At 67.2% G+C, this 14,298-nt stretch carries 13 protein-coding genes and 1 riboswitch; of the genes, 12 read left to right on the top strand and 1 reads right to left on the bottom strand.

The annotated features are described in order from the left end of the window. Window positions 1–3 precede the first annotated feature (3 nt). From ACHMXA_RS30380 to ACHMXA_RS30350, 7 genes are all read left to right on the top strand, one after another. Window positions 4–1,251 (top strand): glutamate carboxypeptidase, encoded by a 1,248-nt coding sequence (locus ACHMXA_RS30380; RefSeq protein ID WP_395317519.1) that lies wholly within the window; start codon window positions 4–6, stop codon window positions 1,249–1,251. A gap of 46 nt (window positions 1,252–1,297) precedes the next feature. Further along, a complete protein-coding gene (locus tag ACHMXA_RS30375; protein ID WP_395317518.1) occupies window positions 1,298–2,428 on the top strand; it encodes an acyl-CoA dehydrogenase family protein in 1,131 nt (376 codons plus the stop codon). 67 nt (window positions 2,429–2,495) lie between these two features. Beyond that, window positions 2,496–2,915: a YchJ family protein gene (locus tag ACHMXA_RS30370; protein ID WP_395317517.1), complete on the top strand. Its 420-nt coding sequence runs from the start codon at window positions 2,496–2,498 to the stop codon at window positions 2,913–2,915. Between the two features lie 40 nt (window positions 2,916–2,955). Continuing rightward, window positions 2,956–3,061, top strand: a riboswitch (TPP riboswitch). Between the two features lie 92 nt (window positions 3,062–3,153). Next, window positions 3,154–5,037, top strand: a complete 1,884-nt coding sequence (thiC, locus tag ACHMXA_RS30365) for a phosphomethylpyrimidine synthase ThiC (protein ID WP_395317516.1) — start codon at window positions 3,154–3,156, stop codon at window positions 5,035–5,037. A gap of 94 nt (window positions 5,038–5,131) precedes the next feature. Next, window positions 5,132–5,824 carry an HAD family hydrolase gene (locus tag ACHMXA_RS30360; RefSeq protein WP_395317515.1) on the top strand — a complete coding sequence of 231 codons (693 nt, stop codon included), beginning with the start codon at window positions 5,132–5,134 and terminating at the stop codon, window positions 5,822–5,824. Between the two features lie 91 nt (window positions 5,825–5,915). Next, window positions 5,916–6,242 (top strand): thioredoxin family protein, encoded by a 327-nt coding sequence (locus tag ACHMXA_RS30355; RefSeq protein ID WP_395317514.1) that lies wholly within the window; start codon window positions 5,916–5,918, stop codon window positions 6,240–6,242. Window positions 6,243–6,285: 43 nt separating this feature from the next. Further along, entirely contained in the window at window positions 6,286–6,759 is a 474-nt protein-coding gene (locus ACHMXA_RS30350; RefSeq protein WP_395317513.1) for a hypothetical protein, read from the top strand. A gap of 123 nt (window positions 6,760–6,882) precedes the next feature. On the opposite strand, the gene ACHMXA_RS30345 is transcribed toward ACHMXA_RS30350, so the two are convergent. Further along, complete coding sequence (locus ACHMXA_RS30345; RefSeq protein WP_395317512.1) at window positions 6,883–7,911, bottom strand: AraC family transcriptional regulator; 1,029 nt, start codon at window positions 7,909–7,911, stop codon at window positions 6,883–6,885. A gap of 143 nt (window positions 7,912–8,054) precedes the next feature. Here ACHMXA_RS30345 and ACHMXA_RS30340 point away from each other — a divergent pair, with 143 nt between their 5' ends. The 5 genes from ACHMXA_RS30340 (at window position 8,055) to ACHMXA_RS30320 (ending at window position 14,188) form a co-directional block, all read left to right on the top strand. Beyond that, window positions 8,055–9,227 (top strand): isovaleryl-CoA dehydrogenase, encoded by a 1,173-nt coding sequence (locus ACHMXA_RS30340; protein ID WP_395317511.1) that lies wholly within the window; start codon window positions 8,055–8,057, stop codon window positions 9,225–9,227. Window positions 9,228–9,375: 148 nt separating this feature from the next. After that, window positions 9,376–11,058: an AMP-binding protein gene (locus ACHMXA_RS30335; RefSeq protein WP_395317510.1), complete on the top strand. Its 1,683-nt coding sequence runs from the start codon at window positions 9,376–9,378 to the stop codon at window positions 11,056–11,058. Continuing rightward, window positions 11,055–12,677, top strand: a complete 1,623-nt coding sequence (locus ACHMXA_RS30330) for a carboxyl transferase domain-containing protein (protein ID WP_395317509.1) — start codon at window positions 11,055–11,057, stop codon at window positions 12,675–12,677. The genes ACHMXA_RS30335 and ACHMXA_RS30330 overlap by 4 nt, the downstream gene beginning before the upstream one ends. A gap of 10 nt (window positions 12,678–12,687) precedes the next feature. Beyond that, entirely contained in the window at window positions 12,688–13,488 is an 801-nt protein-coding gene (locus ACHMXA_RS30325; protein ID WP_395317508.1) for an enoyl-CoA hydratase/isomerase family protein, read from the top strand. Between the two features lie 25 nt (window positions 13,489–13,513). After that, entirely contained in the window at window positions 13,514–14,188 is a 675-nt protein-coding gene (locus ACHMXA_RS30320) for a DUF4126 domain-containing protein (protein WP_126023750.1), read from the top strand. The last annotated feature ends 110 nt before the right edge of the window (window positions 14,189–14,298 follow it).

The raw sequence follows: 14,298 nt of genomic DNA, 5'->3' as shown, positions 1-14,298 counted from the left end.
TTCATGCGCCCATCCATCCACCGCACCGCCATCGCCGCCGTGCTGGCCACCGCCTTCGTGGCGGGCACCGCCCTGGCCCAGAAGCGCGACAACGTGCTGTTCCAGGCCGCCACCGACGAGCAGCCCGCGGTGATCAAGACGCTGGAGAAGCTGGTCAACATCGAGACCGGCACCGGTGACGCCGAAGGCATCGCCGCTGCCGGCAACTATCTCGAGGGCGAACTCAGGAACCTCGGCTTCACCGTCACGCGCAGCAAGTCGGCCGGCCTCGTGGTGGGCGACAACATCGTGGGCAAGATCAAGGGCCGCGGCGGCAAGAACCTGCTGCTGATGTCGCACATGGACACCGTCTACCTCAAGGGCACTCTCGCCAAGGCGCCGTTCAAGATCGAGGGCGACAAGGCCTACGGTCCTGGCATCGCCGACGACAAGGGCGGCAACGCGGTCATCCTGCATACGCTCAAGCTGCTGAAGGACTACGGCGTGCGCGACTACGGCACCATCACCGTGCTGTTCAACACCGACGAGGAAAAGGGCTCCTTCGGCTCGCGCGACCTGATCCAGGAAGAAGCCAAGCTGGCCGACTACGTGCTCTCCTTCGAGCCCACCAGCGCCGGCGACGAGAAGCTCTCGCTGGGTACCTCGGGCATCGCCTACGTGCAGGTCAACATCACCGGCAAGGCCTCGCACGCCGGTGCGGCGCCCGAACTTGGCGTGAACGCGTTGGTCGAGGCCTCCGACCTCGTGCTGCGCACGATGAACATCGACGACAAGGCGAAGAACCTGCGCTTCAACTGGACCATCGCCAAGGCCGGAAACGTCTCGAACATCATCCCCGCCAGCGCCACGCTGAACGCCGACGTGCGCTACGCACGCAACGAGGACTTCGACGCCGCCATGAAGACGCTGGAAGAGCGCGCGCAGCAGAAGAAGCTGCCCGAGGCCGACGTGAAGGTGATCGTCACGCGCGGCCGCCCGGCCTTCAATGCCGGCGAAGGCGGCAAGAAGCTGGTCGACAAGGCGGTGGCCTACTACAAGGAAGCCGGCGGCACCCTGGGCGTGGAAGAGCGTACCGGCGGCGGCACCGACGCGGCCTACGCGGCGCTCTCGGGCAAGCCCGTGATCGAGAGCCTGGGCCTCCCGGGCTTCGGCTACCACAGCGACAAGGCCGAGTACGTGGACATCAGCACCATTCCGCGTCGCCTGTACATGGCCGCCCGCCTCATCATGGACCTGGGCGCCGGCAAGTAGGAAGAAGCACGAAGCAAGACGAGCAAGAAAGACAGGAGACAACGCCATGCTGCTCAGCGCAGACCAGGAAGCCATCCGCGACGCGGTGCGCGACTTCTCGCAAGCCGAACTCTGGCCCAACGCCGCGAAGTGGGACCGCGAGCACAGCTTTCCCAAGGAAGCCCACCAGGGCCTCGCGGCGCTGGGCGCCTACGGCATCTGCGTGCCCGAGGAGCACGGCGGCGCCGGCCTCGACTACCTCACGCTCGCGCTGGTGCTGGAGGAAATCGCTGCCGGCGACGGCGGCACCAGCACCGCCATCAGCGTGACCAACTGCCCCGTCAACGCCATCCTCATGCGCTACGGCAACGGGCAGCAGAAGAAGCAGTGGCTCGAGCCGCTGGCGCAGGGCCGGATGCTAGGCGCCTTCTGCCTGACCGAGCCGCAGGCCGGCAGCGATGCATCGAGCCTGCGCACCACGGCGCGCAAGGACGGCGACGCCTACGTGATCGACGGCGTGAAGCAGTTCATCACCAGCGGCAAGAACGGCCAGGTGGCCATCGTCATCGCGGTGACCGACAAGGGCGCGGGCAAGCGCGGCATGAGCGCGTTCATCGTGCCCACCGACACGCCCGGCTACAACGTCGCGCGACTGGAAGACAAGCTCGGCCAGCACAGCAGCGACACCGCGCAGATCAATTTCGACGGCTGCCGCATCCCGCGCGAGAACCTGATCGGCGCGGAGGGCGAGGGCTACAAGATCGCTCTCGGCGCGCTGGAAGGCGGGCGCATCGGCATCGCCGCGCAGAGCGTGGGCATGGCCCGCAGCGCCTTCGACGTGGCGCTGGCGTACGCCAAGGAGCGCCAGGCCTTCGGCGGCTCCATCTTCGACCAGCAGGCCGTGGGCTTCCGCCTCGCCGAATGCGCCACGCAGATCGAGGCCGCGCGCCAGTTGATCTGGCACGCCGCGAGCCTGCGCGACGCCGGCCTGCCCTGCCTGAAGGAAGCCGCCATGGCCAAGCTGTTCGCCAGCGAGATGGCCGAGCGCGTGTGCAGCGCGGCCATCCAGACGCTGGGCGGCTACGGCTACGTGAACGACTTTCCGCTGGAACGCATCTACCGCGACGTGCGCGTGTGCCAGATCTACGAAGGCACGTCGGACATCCAGAAGCTGCTGATCCAACGCGCGCTGGCGTGATGTGAAAGAGTGCCGCGGGCTTGCCCTCTCGGCACAAGGGCCGCGAGGTGTTCCAATGCAGGTCTTCATGAGTGCACCCGATCCCCAATCCAGGCCCTGCCCCTGCGGCCGAACCGACCGCCGCGACAAGCCCGTCGCCTATGCCCTGTGCTGCGGCCGCTATCTGGACGATTTCCCGAACACGCCCGCGCCCGACGCCGAATCGCTGATGCGCTCGCGCTATTCGGCCTTCGTGCTGGAGCGCGGCGAATATCTTCTGGCCACCTGGCACGCGTCCAGACGCCCCGCCTCCATCGAGTTCGAACCGGGCGTCAAGTGGCTGGGGCTCGACGTCCGCTCGCGCTCCGTGCTCGACGCGGACCATGCCGAAGTCGAGTTCGTCGCGCGCCAACGCGGCCCTTCCGGCGCTGCCACGCGCCTGCACGAGCGCAGCCGCTTCGTGCGCGAGGACGGGCGCTGGTACTACGTCGACGGCGACCTGCAGTAACAACCCCGGGTTGACGCGCCGGGCCGAGGCTCGCACAATCGGCCCCGCTCCGGGGTGCACGCAAGTGGCGTGCTGAGATGGCAAAGCTGCCGACCCGCGAACTTGATCCGGGTCATACCGGCGTAAGAAGAGCTGCACTCCCTGACTCCGGTCCGTCACTCCCCCCTTCCGTGACGGGCTTCCCGAAGTCCACCGAGCGATTGCGGAGCACCCTTTCCCTCAACAAGGAGTGCCTCCGATGAATGCCCCCGACAAGTTCACTTCGCTGCTTTCGCTGACGCGCGAGCCCTTTCCCGCGTCGCACAAGTGCGTGATCCCGGGCAGCCGGCCCGACCTGTTCGTGCCCGTGCGCGACGTGCAGCTGACCAACGGCGAGACCGTGTCGCTCTACGACACCTCCGGCCCGTACACGGATCCGAAGGTCGAGATCGACGTGCGCCGCGGCCTGCCCGACGTGCGCGGCGCGTGGATCGCGGAGCGCGACGACACCGAAAGCTATGAAGGCCGCACGCACCACGCGCTGGACGACGGTGCGAAGAACGAAGACCGCGACGCACAGCGCCTGGCCGAGCTGCGCGCCGGCGCCTCGGCGCTGCAGCGCACGCCGCGCCGCGCGAAGTCGGGCGCCAACGTCACGCAGATGCACTACGCGCGCCGTGGCATCGTCACGCCAGAGATGGAATACGTGGCCCTGCGCGAGAACGGCAAGCGCGAGTGGATGGCCGAGTACCTCGCCAACGAGGAGCGCGCGAAGCGCGTGGCGGGCAACCCGATGGGCGCGAGCATCCCGCGCATCATCACGCCAGAGTTCGTGCGCGACGAGGTGGCGCGCGGCCGCGCGATCATTCCCGCAAACATCAACCACCCCGAAGTGGAGCCGATGGCCATCGGCCGCAACTTCAAGGTGAAGATCAACGCCAACATCGGCAACTCGGCCGTGACCTCGAGCATCGAGGAAGAAGTCGAGAAGCTGGTGTGGGCCATTCGCTGGGGCGCGGACAACGTGATGGACCTTTCCACCGGCAAGAACATCCACACCACGCGCGACTGGATCGTGCGCAACAGCCCCGTGCCGATCGGCACCGTGCCCATCTACCAGGCGCTCGAAAAAGTGGGCGGCGTGGCCGAGGACCTCACCTGGGAGATCTACCGCGACACGCTCATCGAGCAGGCGGAACAGGGCGTCGACTACTTCACCATCCACGCCGGCCTGCGCCTGCCCTTCATTCACCTGACGGCCAACCGCATGACGGGCATCGTGTCGCGCGGCGGCTCGATCATGGCCAAGTGGTGCATCGCGCACCACAAGGAGAGCTTCCTCTACACGCACTTCGAGGACATCTGCGACATCATGAAGGCCTACGACGTGAGCTTCTCGCTCGGCGACGGCCTGCGCCCCGGCTCGGGCGCCGATGCCAACGACGAGGCCCAGTTCGCCGAGCTGCGCACGCTGGGCGAGCTCACGGAGATCGCGTGGAAGCACGACGTGCAGACCATGATCGAAGGCCCGGGCCACGTGCCGATGCACATGATCCAGTCGAACATGGACGAACAGCTCAAGCACTGCCACGAGGCGCCGTTCTACACGCTGGGCCCGCTGACCATCGACATCGCGCCGGGCTACGACCACATCGCCAGCGCGATCGGCGCGGCCATGATCGGCTGGGCCGGCACCGCGATGCTCTGCTACGTGACGCCGAAGGAGCATCTGGGCCTGCCCGACCGCGACGACGTGAAGCAGGGGATCATCGCCTACAAGATCGCCGCGCATGCTGCGGATGTGGCGAAGGGGCATCCGGGGGCTCGGTCGCGGGACGATGCGCTGAGCAAGGCGCGCTTCGAGTTTCGGTGGCAGGACCAGTTCAACCTGGGGCTCGATCCCGATACTGCGCGGGAATTCCACGATGAGACGCTGCCCAAGGATTCGAGCAAGGTGGCGCACTTCTGCTCGATGTGCGGGCCCAAGTTCTGCTCGATGAAGATTACTCAGGAGGTGCGGGAGTACGCTGCTCAGAAGGGGGTTGCTGAGGCTGCGGTTCTGGCTGAAGGGATGGAGGAGAAATCGAAGGAGTTCATGGCTGGAGGGGGGGAGATGTACATACCTATTCGGGCTGTGTCTTGAGTTTTTTCCCGGGGCCGGGCCGAGACCCGGCCCCGGGAAGCAATTCCAAGGCCGGTTGCTACCATCACGCCACCCAAAGGCCATCCTTCCAAAAATGCCCCCGTTCCCCTTCTCCGCAGTCCTCTTCGACTGCGACGGCGTCCTGGTCGACTCCGAACCCATCACCAACCGAGTCCTGGCCGAAATGCTCGGCGAACTAGGCTGGCAAATCACCACGGAAGAATCCATGAACACCTTCACAGGCAAAGCCGTGAAGGACGAAGCCGCCCTGATCGAATCGAAGACAGGCTTCAAGATCACCGACGATTGGCTCAAGGCCTTCCGTGCCCGCCGCAACGAGGCACTGGAGCGCGATCTCACGGCCATCGCCCATGCCCCTGCTGCGATCCGCGAGGTCCACGCCATGCTCGACGGGCGCATTGCCTGCGCCTCGGGCGCCGATCGCCACAAGGTCGAGCTGCAGCTCGCCAAGGTTGGCCTGCTGGAGTACTTCGAGGGCCGCATCTTCAGTGGCCACGAGATGCCGCGCTCCAAGCCGCATCCCGACGTGTACCTCGCCGCCGCCGAAGCGCTGGGTGTCGACCCCAGGCGCTGCGCCGTGGTGGAAGACACGGTCACCGGCGCGATGGCCGGCGTGGCCGCGGGCGCGACGGTGTTCGGCTACAGCACGGGCGAATCGGGCCACAGCGGCCCCGGCCCGCTGCTGAGCGTGGGCGCAGTGAGGGTGTTCAGCGACATGGCCGAACTGCCGGCGCTGCTTTCAGGCTACGGGCTGCAGGCAGCCTGAGTTTCTGTTGGAATGCGAGGGAGCACAGCGCTCCAGCCAAGCCCAGCCCAACCCAGCCCACTCTCCAGCCGCAGGAAGCAAGCAAACCCCCATGACCTCCGAATACAAAACCGAGCAACCCGAGCGCAGCGAGATCGATGCGCTCACCGGTCCCGCCGTCGTCGAATTCGGCACCAACTGGTGCGGCATCTGCAAGGCCGCGCAGCCGAACATCGCCGAGGCCTTCGCGAAGTATCCGAACGTGCGCCGCATCAAGGTGGAAGACGGCAGCGGCCGGCCGCTGGGCCGCTCGTTCAATGTGCGGCTCTGGCCCACGCTGGTGTTCATGCGCGACGGCAAGCAGGTCGCGAAGCTGGTGCGACCGGAAGACAGCAAGTCGATCGCCGACGCATTGGCGCTGATCGATCAGCCGGCCTGAAGCCCGACGCGATCCATCATCGGCGGGACGCTGCAGCAGGCTCATGAACACCGAACTGCATCGACTCGCGAAGGCGGCTGATCTCGAAGCGCAGGCGCACGCGCTGCTGCGGCTGCGCTTCGGGCATGCATGTGCGCAGCGCGTGCGGCACCTGCTGGAGTCGCCGGACGCCGTGGAAGGCCTGGACACGCTGGGCGCATTTCTCGAAGGCAAGGCCGATTCCGCCGCCCTGGCGTTGGCCGAACAGCGGATGGCCGTGGTGGCGGGCAGCCACCCGGGCTCCCGCTCCATCGACGGAACGGCCCATGCAGCGGTCTCCGCGACCTATGCCGTCTACCAGGCCGTCGCCGGCCGCGCGCTGCAGGCCGCCGAATATGCGGCCTACGCGACCGTCTATGCGTACGGCGCCTACGCAATCACCGATCCCGATGCCTTCGCCGAGGAGTTCGCGTGGCAGGTCTCGACGCTCGATAGGCTCTTTCGCGAAGAGCAGCTCCTGTCGATGCGAGCCGGCTGACGTCGATACCAGGCAGCAGCCGAAAAACACGCGAAGCCCGCAAAAGAACCCAAGACCACTTCTCGGTTTTTCCTTTCGCGCCCTCCGCGTCCGGCTGTCCGATCCAGATCCCGACGCAGCCTCCTATTTGTCCCGCTGCCTGAAGTCCCGCGGCGCCTGCCCCGTCCATTGCTGGAAGGCGCGCGAGAAGCTCTTCTCGTTGCGGAAGCCCACCGCCAGCGCCACCTGCTTGATCGGTCGCGTGGTGCGGCGCAGTTGCTCGATGGCCATCTCGTGGCGCACTTCGTTCTTCAGCGCCTGCAGCGAGGTGCCTTCCTCGTGCAGCTGCCGGTGCAGCGTGCGGCCCGACACGTTGAGCAGCGCGGCCAGCGCCTCGGCAGTGGTGGCCTCGGCAGCGCGCGAGCGCAGCAGTTCGCGCACGCGCTGGCCCAGCAGGCGGTCGCGGCGGTACTGCAGGATGGTGAGCGGCAGCGCGCGCTTGAGCATGGTGCGCAGCGCGCGCTCATCGCGCTGCAGCGGCAGGGCAAGGTAGCGCTCGTCGAAGGCGATGCCGGCCTGCGGCGCGCCGAAGCGCACGTCGGGCGTGAACATCAGCGGATAGGCGTCGCTGTGCGGCGGCGCGGCGAACGGAAAGCTCGCGTGGCGCAGCGAGATGCGCGAATCGATGGCCCAGCACATGTAGCCGTGCACGAAGCGCAGCGTGGTCACCAGGCAGAACTCGCGGAAGGCGTCGTCGAGCGGGCGGTTCTCGGCGATGCGCAATGTGGCCGCGCCGCCAGCCACGTCGAGCGACAGGTCGATGTCCTCGGTCAGCAGGCGATGGTGCCGGCACCAGCGCTTGAGGGCCACGCCAAGGTTGGGCGAACTCAGCGAGGCGCGGCACAGCATGCCGTAGCTGCCCCAGGGCAGGCGCCGTGTGAACCAGCCGAGCGTCTCGTCGTCGAGTTCCTGCATGGCGTGGCTCGACAGCGCCTCGAACTGCGCTGCCGTCACCCGCGCGCCCGGCCGGGCCAGTTCGCGCGGCGTGATCTGTGCCGCCTTCAGGGCCTCGGCGGGGTCCTTGCCGTAGCGCTCGTAGGCCTGCACGATGGCTCTCACGAACGCCATCGGCGTGACGGCGCGGGTGGGGCGGAGGAACGACGGATGAGACATGGCTTGGCGGGCGGCTCGTGGCGCAATTTGCAACCATTGTGGCGCCAATTGAGGCACGGCGAAGCGTAAGCTGCGGTCTTTCAAGCAAGCGCCATCCCGCGCGGGCAGCCCTGCGCGCCGACCCCTCAGAGGAGACAAACCCCATGCACGATCCCGGCCTGAACTTCGACCTGGGCGAGACCATCGACTCGCTGCGCAGCGCGATCCAGGACTTCGCCGCGAACGAGATCGCTCCCCGAGCCGCCGACATCGACCGCGAGAACCTGTTCCCGCACGACCTCTGGAAGAAGCTCGGCGACCTCGGCCTGCACGGCATGACGGTGAAGGAAGAGTACGGCGGCACCGAGCTGGGCTACCTTGCCCACATCGTGGCCATGGAAGAGGTGTCGCGTGCCTCGGCCTCGGTGGGCCTGTCGTACGGTGCGCACTCCAACCTGTGCGTGAACCAGATCCACCGCAACGGCAGCGAGGCGCAGAAGAAGAAATACCTGCCCAAGCTGGTGAGCGGCGAGCACGTGGGCGCGCTGGCCATGAGCGAGCCCAACGCCGGCTCCGACGTGGTGAGCATGAAGCTCAAGGCCGAGAAGAAGAACGGCTACTACGTGCTCAACGGCGGCAAGATGTGGATCACCAACGGCGGCGACGCCGATACGCTGGTCATCTACGGCAAGACCGAGCCCGAGATGGGTGCGCGCGGCATGACGGCCTTCATCGTCGAGAAGGGCTTCAAGGGCTTTTCCGCCGGCACCAAGCTCGACAAGCTGGGCATGCGCGGCTCCAACACCTTCCCGCTGTTCTTCGACAACTGCGAGGTGCCCGAAGAGAACGTGCTGGGCGGCGAAGGCCAGGGCGCCAAGGTGCTGATGAGCGGCCTCGACTACGAGCGCGCCGTGCTCTCGGGCGGTCCGCTGGGCATCATGGCTGCGTGCATGGACTCGGTGCTGCCCTTCATCCACGAGCGCAAGCAGTTCGGCCAGAGCATCGGCGAGTTCCAGCTGATGCAGGGCAAGATCGCCGACATGTACTCGACGTGGCAGGCCACGCGCGCCTACGTGTACGCGGTGGGCAAGGCCTGCGACCGCAACGACCATGCGCGCACCTTCCGCAAGGACGCGGCCGGCGCCATCCTGTATTCGGCCGAGAAGGCGACGTGGATGGCCGGCGAGGCGATCCAGGCGCTGGGCGGCGTGGGCTACACCAAGGAGTTTCCGGTCGAGCGGCTGTGGCGCGACGCCAAGCTGTACGAGATCGGCGCGGGCACGAGCGAGATCCGGCGCATGCTGATCGGGCGCGAGCTTTTCGCTGAGACGGCATAGGATGTTTTTCTCCTCCCCCTCTGGGGGAGGGCAGGGGTGGGGGCAAGCGGCGTTGAATGAGGCATTGCACTGAACAAGGGCCGCCTGCCCCCATCCCAACCTTCCCCCAAAGGGGGAAGGAGCCAGAGACAAGGAGACAAGGAAGGAAATGAGCATGACCGCTGCATTGACCGAGAGCTACGGCAAGGGCGCCACCGACGTCCCCCTCATCGAACAGCCCATCGGCGACTTCTTCGACAACATGGTCGCGAAGCAGCCCGATCGCGAGGCGCTCGTCAGCCGCCACGAGGGCCAGCGCTACACCTACCGCGAGCTGCAGGCCGAGTCGAACCGCCTCGCCAGCGCGCTGTTGAAGCTGGGCCTCGTGCCCGGTGACCGCGTCGGCATCTGGTCGCACAACAACGTGGCGTGGGTGCTGATGCAGATCGCCACCGCCAAGGCGGGCCTGATCCTCGTCAACATCAACCCCGCCTACCGCACCTCCGAGCTCGAATACGCGCTCAACAAGGTCGGCTGCAAGGCGCTGGTGACGATGGCGCAGTTCAAGACCAGCGACTACCTCGGCATGCTGCGCGAGCTGGGCCCGGCGAAGCTGCCGCAGCTGGCCCACACCTTCTGGATCGACGCGAAGCCGGGCGAGGGCGCCGAGCAGCCCGGCATGAAGCGCTTCTCGCAGCTGTTCGCGAGCGGCGATGCCAGCGACCCGCGCGTCGCGCAGGTGCAGAAGACGCTGAAGGCCACCGACCCGATCAACATCCAGTTCACCAGCGGCACCACCGGCTTCCCCAAGGGCGCGACGCTCACGCACCGCAACATCCTGAACAACGGCTTCTTCATCGGCGAGTGCATGAAGCTCTCGCCCGCCGACAGGCTGTGCATTCCGGTGCCGCTGTACCACTGCTTCGGCATGGTGCTGGGCAACCTGGCCTGCCTTACACACGGCTCGGCCATCGTGTACCCGAACGACGGCTTCGACCCGCTGACGGTGCTGGAGACTGTGCAGGCCGAGAAGTGCACCGCGCTGCACGGTGTGCCGACGATGTTCATCGCCGAGCTCGACCACCCGCGCTTCAGGGAGTTCGACCTCTCGACGCTGCGGACCGGCATCATGGCCGGCTCGCCGTGCCCCATCGAGGTGATGAAGCGCGTGGTCAGCGAGATGCACCTGAGCGAGATCACCATCGCCTACGGCATGACCGAGACCAGCCCCGTGAGCTGCCAGAGCAGCACCGATACGCCGCTGGACCGCCGCGTGTCGACCGTGGGCACGGTGCAGCCGCACCTGGAGGTGAAGATCGTCGACCCCGAGACCGGCGCCGTGATGCCGCCGGGCAAGTCGGGCGAGCTCTGCACGCGCGGCTATTCGGTGATGCACGGCTACTGGGACGACGAGGCCAAGACCCGCGAGGCCATCGACGCCGAGCACTGGATGCACACCGGCGACCTCGCCACCATGGACGCCGAGGGCTACGTCAACATCGTCGGCCGCATCAAGGACATGGTGATCCGCGGCGGCGAGAACATCTATCCGCGCGAGATCGAGGAATTCCTGTATCGCCACCCGAAGGTGCAGGACGTTCAGGTGGTCGGCCTGCCCGACCGCAAGTACGGCGAGGAGCTGTGCGCCTGGATCATCGTCAAGCCCGGCCAGAGCGCCACCGAGGAAGAGGTGCGCGAGTTCTGCAAAGGCCAGATCGCGCACTACAAGGTGCCGAAGTACATCCGCTTCGTGAGCGAGTTCCCGATGACGGTGACCGGCAAGATCCAGAAATTCAAGATCCGCGACGCCATGGCCGAGCAACTCGGCCTCAGCCAAGAAAAGACAGCATGAGCCAACTCGAGACCAAACTGAACGCCCGCTCGGCGGACTTCCAGGCCAACGCCGCAGCCATGCGCGCGCTGGTCGACGACCTGCGCACGCAGTTCGCAAAAGTGGAGCAGGGCGGCGGCGAGGCCGCGCGCGCCAAGCACACGGCGCGCGGCAAGCTGCTGCCGCGCGACCGCGTGGCCGAACTGCTCGACCCGGGCACGCCCTTCCTGGAGATCGCGCCGCTGGCCGCGCATGCGATGTACCTCGACGCCAAGGGCGCGGAGTCGGCGCCGGGCGCGGGCATCATCGCGGGCATCGGCCGCGTCAACGGCGTGGACTGCATGATCGTGTGCAACGACGCGACGGTGAAGGGCGGCACCTACTACCCCATGACGGTGAAGAAGCACCTGCGCGCGCAGGAGATCGCCGAGCAGAACCGCCTGCCGTGCATCTACCTCGTCGACTCGGGCGGCGCCAACCTGCCGAACCAGGACGAGGTGTTCCCCGACCGCGAGCACTTCGGCCGCATCTTCTACAACCAGGCCAACATGAGCGCCCAGGGCATTCCGCAGATCGCGGTAGTCATGGGCTCGTGCACGGCCGGCGGCGCCTACGTGCCGGCGATGAGCGACGAATCGATCATCGTGAAGAATCAGGGCACCATCTTCCTGGGCGGCCCGCCGCTGGTGAAGGCGGCCACCGGCGAGGTGGTGACGGCCGAGGACCTGGGCGGCGGCGACGTGCACACGCGGCTTTCGGGCGTGGCCGACCACCTCGCGCAGAACGACCTTCATGCGCTGGCGCTCGCGCGCTCGGCGGTGGCCAACCTCAACGCGAAGGCTGCTGAGGCCCCGGCGAAGACCCAAGTGCGCGAGCCCGCGTATCCGCGCGAAGAGCTCTACGGCGTGATCCCCACCGACACGCGCAAGCCCTTCGACGTGCGAGAGATCATCGCGCGCATCGTCGACGGCAGCGAGTTCCACGAGTTCAAGGCGCGCTTCGGCGCCACGCTGGTGTGCGGCTTCGCCGAGATCGAGGGCATGCCCGTGGGCATCGTGGCCAACAACGGCATCCTGTTCAGCGAGTCGGCGCAGAAGGGCGCGCACTTCATCGAGCTGTGCTGCCAGCGCAAGATCCCGCTGGTGTTCCTGCAGAACATCACCGGCTTCATGGTGGGCCGCAAGTACGAGAACGAAGGCATCGCGCGCCACGGCGCCAAGATGGTGACCGCCGTGGCCACCGCCAACGTGCCCAAGTTCACGATCATCATCGGCGGCAGCTTCGGCGCCGGCAACTACGGCATGTGCGGCCGCGCGTACAGCCCGCGCTTCCTCTGGATGTGGCCCAACGCGCGCATCAGCGTGATGGGTGGCGAGCAGGCCGCGAGCGTGCTCGCCACCGTGAAGCGCGACGGCATCGAAGGCAAGGGCGGCAGCTGGAGCAAGGAAGAGGAAGAAGCCTTCAAGGCCCCGATCCGCCAGCAGTACGAGGACCAGGGCCACCCCTACTACGCCACCGCGCGGCTGTGGGACGACGGCATCATCGATCCGGCCGACACGCGCCGTGTGCTCGCACTGGGCCTGGCCGCCGCGCGCAACGCGCCGGTGCCGGAGCCTAAGTTCGGCATCTTCCGGATGTGAGGAAGCTGGCATGAGCGAATACACCAAGCTGCAGCTGAGCTTCGACGGCGCCATCGCCCGCATCTGGCTCGACCAGCCCGATGCGCGCAACGCCTTCGACGACGTCGTCATCGCCGAACTTACGCGCGCCTTCACCGAAGCCGGCACCGCGCCGCAGGTCAAGGCCATCGTGCTGGGCGCGAACGGGCCGGCCTTCTGCGCGGGCGCGAACCTCAACTGGATGCGCCGCATGGCCGACTACACGCGCGACGAGAACATCGCCGACGCGGGCAAGCTGGCCGCGATGCTGCGCACCATCGCCGAGTGCCCCAAGCCCACCGTCGCGCGTGTGCAGGGTGACGTGTACGCGGGCGGCATGGGGCTGGTGGCGGCCTGCGACATGGCGGTGAGCGTGGACGCCGCCTGGTACTGCCTGAGCGAAGTGAAGATCGGTCTCGTGCCCGCGACCATCAGCCCCTACGTGCTGCGAGCGATGGGCACGCGCGCCTCGCAGCGCTACTTCCTCACGGCAGAGCGCTTCACCGCGGCGGAGGCGCATCGCATCGGCTTCGTGCATGAAGTGGTGGCCGCCGACGCGCTCGACGCGAAGGTCGACGAGCTCCTGAAGGCGCTGACCGGTGCGAGCCCGGCGGCGGTGCGCGCCTGCAAGAAGCTGATCGCCGACGTGGCCGGCCGCGAGATCGACGACGCGCTGATCGCGAAGACCGTCGAGGGCATCGCCGACATCCGCGCGAGCGACGAAGGCCGCGAGGGCGTGCAGGCCTTCCTGCAGAAGCGCAAGCCCTCGTGGCTCGAAGCGGGCAAGTCCTGAAGACCCATCCTCCGGAGGTCGCGCCATGAACACCAGTCTCGACATGCCGCAGCTGCTCGCACTGGCCGCCGCCATCGGCTGGGCCAGCGGCGTGCGGCTCTACCTGGTCGTGCTGCTGACGGGCCTGGCCGGCTACTTCGGCTGGGTGCCGCTGCCGGGCGGGCTGCAGATGCTGGCGCATCCGGTGGTGATCGCGGCCAGCGGCTTCATGGTGTTCATCGAATTCTTCGCGGACAAGATTCCGGGCCTCGATTCGCTGTGGGACGTGGTGCACACGGCCATTCGCATCCCGGCGGGCGCTGCGCTCGCGGCCAGCGTGTTCGGCGTGGACCACGGAGTGATGGCGATCGTCGCGGCGCTGCTGGGCGGAAGCTTCGCGGCCACGGCACATGCGGCCAAGGCCACCACGCGCGCGGCCATCAACACCTCGCCCGAGCCGTTCTCGAACGTCGGCGCCTCGCTGGCGGAAGACACGATGGTGCCCGCGGGGCTGTGGCTCGCGGTGGCGCATCCCTTCGTCTTCCTCGTGCTGTTCGTGCTGGTGCTCGTGGCGAGCGTGTGGCTCATCCGCAAGAGCTGGCGTTTCCTCAAGGCGCTGTTCGCCCGCGTGGCCCGCATCTTCAGCGGCCGGCCCGATCCGGGCGTGGTGCCCGCGTTTCAACTGAAAAAGAATCCTCCGGGAGACACTCCTAATGTTTAAGAAGATCCTCATTGCGAACCGTGGCGACCAGCCGCGAAGCGGCGCAGCGGCGAAGCCAAATTGCCTGGCACGCGCAGCGTGCGCAGGCGATTCCACCGCGAAAGTCCACC

The organism is Variovorax sp. UC74_104 (assembly GCF_044055375.1).
GTDB lineage: Bacteria > Pseudomonadota > Gammaproteobacteria > Burkholderiales > Burkholderiaceae_C > Variovorax.
Note: the sequence above shows the minus strand (reverse complement) of the source record. Positions and strands in the feature narration are given on the sequence as shown.

Excerpts from the sequence above, each read along its gene's own strand:
- ACHMXA_RS30380 (WP_395317519.1), top strand. The coding sequence starts at position 4 with ATGCGCCCATCCATCCACCGCACCGCCATCGCCGCCGTGCTGGCCACC.
- ACHMXA_RS30375 (WP_395317518.1), top strand. The coding sequence starts at position 1,298 with ATGCTGCTCAGCGCAGACCAGGAAGCCATCCGCGACGCGGTGCGCGAC.
- ACHMXA_RS30370 (WP_395317517.1), top strand. The coding sequence starts at position 2,496 with ATGAGTGCACCCGATCCCCAATCCAGGCCCTGCCCCTGCGGCCGAACC.
- thiC (WP_395317516.1), top strand. The coding sequence starts at position 3,154 with ATGAATGCCCCCGACAAGTTCACTTCGCTGCTTTCGCTGACGCGCGAG.
- ACHMXA_RS30360 (WP_395317515.1), top strand. The coding sequence starts at position 5,132 with ATGCCCCCGTTCCCCTTCTCCGCAGTCCTCTTCGACTGCGACGGCGTC.
- ACHMXA_RS30355 (WP_395317514.1), top strand. The coding sequence starts at position 5,916 with ATGACCTCCGAATACAAAACCGAGCAACCCGAGCGCAGCGAGATCGAT.
- ACHMXA_RS30350 (WP_395317513.1), top strand. The coding sequence starts at position 6,286 with ATGAACACCGAACTGCATCGACTCGCGAAGGCGGCTGATCTCGAAGCG.
- ACHMXA_RS30345 (WP_395317512.1), bottom strand. The coding sequence starts at position 7,911 with ATGTCTCATCCGTCGTTCCTCCGCCCCACCCGCGCCGTCACGCCGATG.
- ACHMXA_RS30340 (WP_395317511.1), top strand. The coding sequence starts at position 8,055 with ATGCACGATCCCGGCCTGAACTTCGACCTGGGCGAGACCATCGACTCG.
- ACHMXA_RS30335 (WP_395317510.1), top strand. The coding sequence starts at position 9,376 with ATGAGCATGACCGCTGCATTGACCGAGAGCTACGGCAAGGGCGCCACC.
- ACHMXA_RS30330 (WP_395317509.1), top strand. The coding sequence starts at position 11,055 with ATGAGCCAACTCGAGACCAAACTGAACGCCCGCTCGGCGGACTTCCAG.
- ACHMXA_RS30325 (WP_395317508.1), top strand. The coding sequence starts at position 12,688 with ATGAGCGAATACACCAAGCTGCAGCTGAGCTTCGACGGCGCCATCGCC.
- ACHMXA_RS30320 (WP_126023750.1), top strand. The coding sequence starts at position 13,514 with ATGAACACCAGTCTCGACATGCCGCAGCTGCTCGCACTGGCCGCCGCC.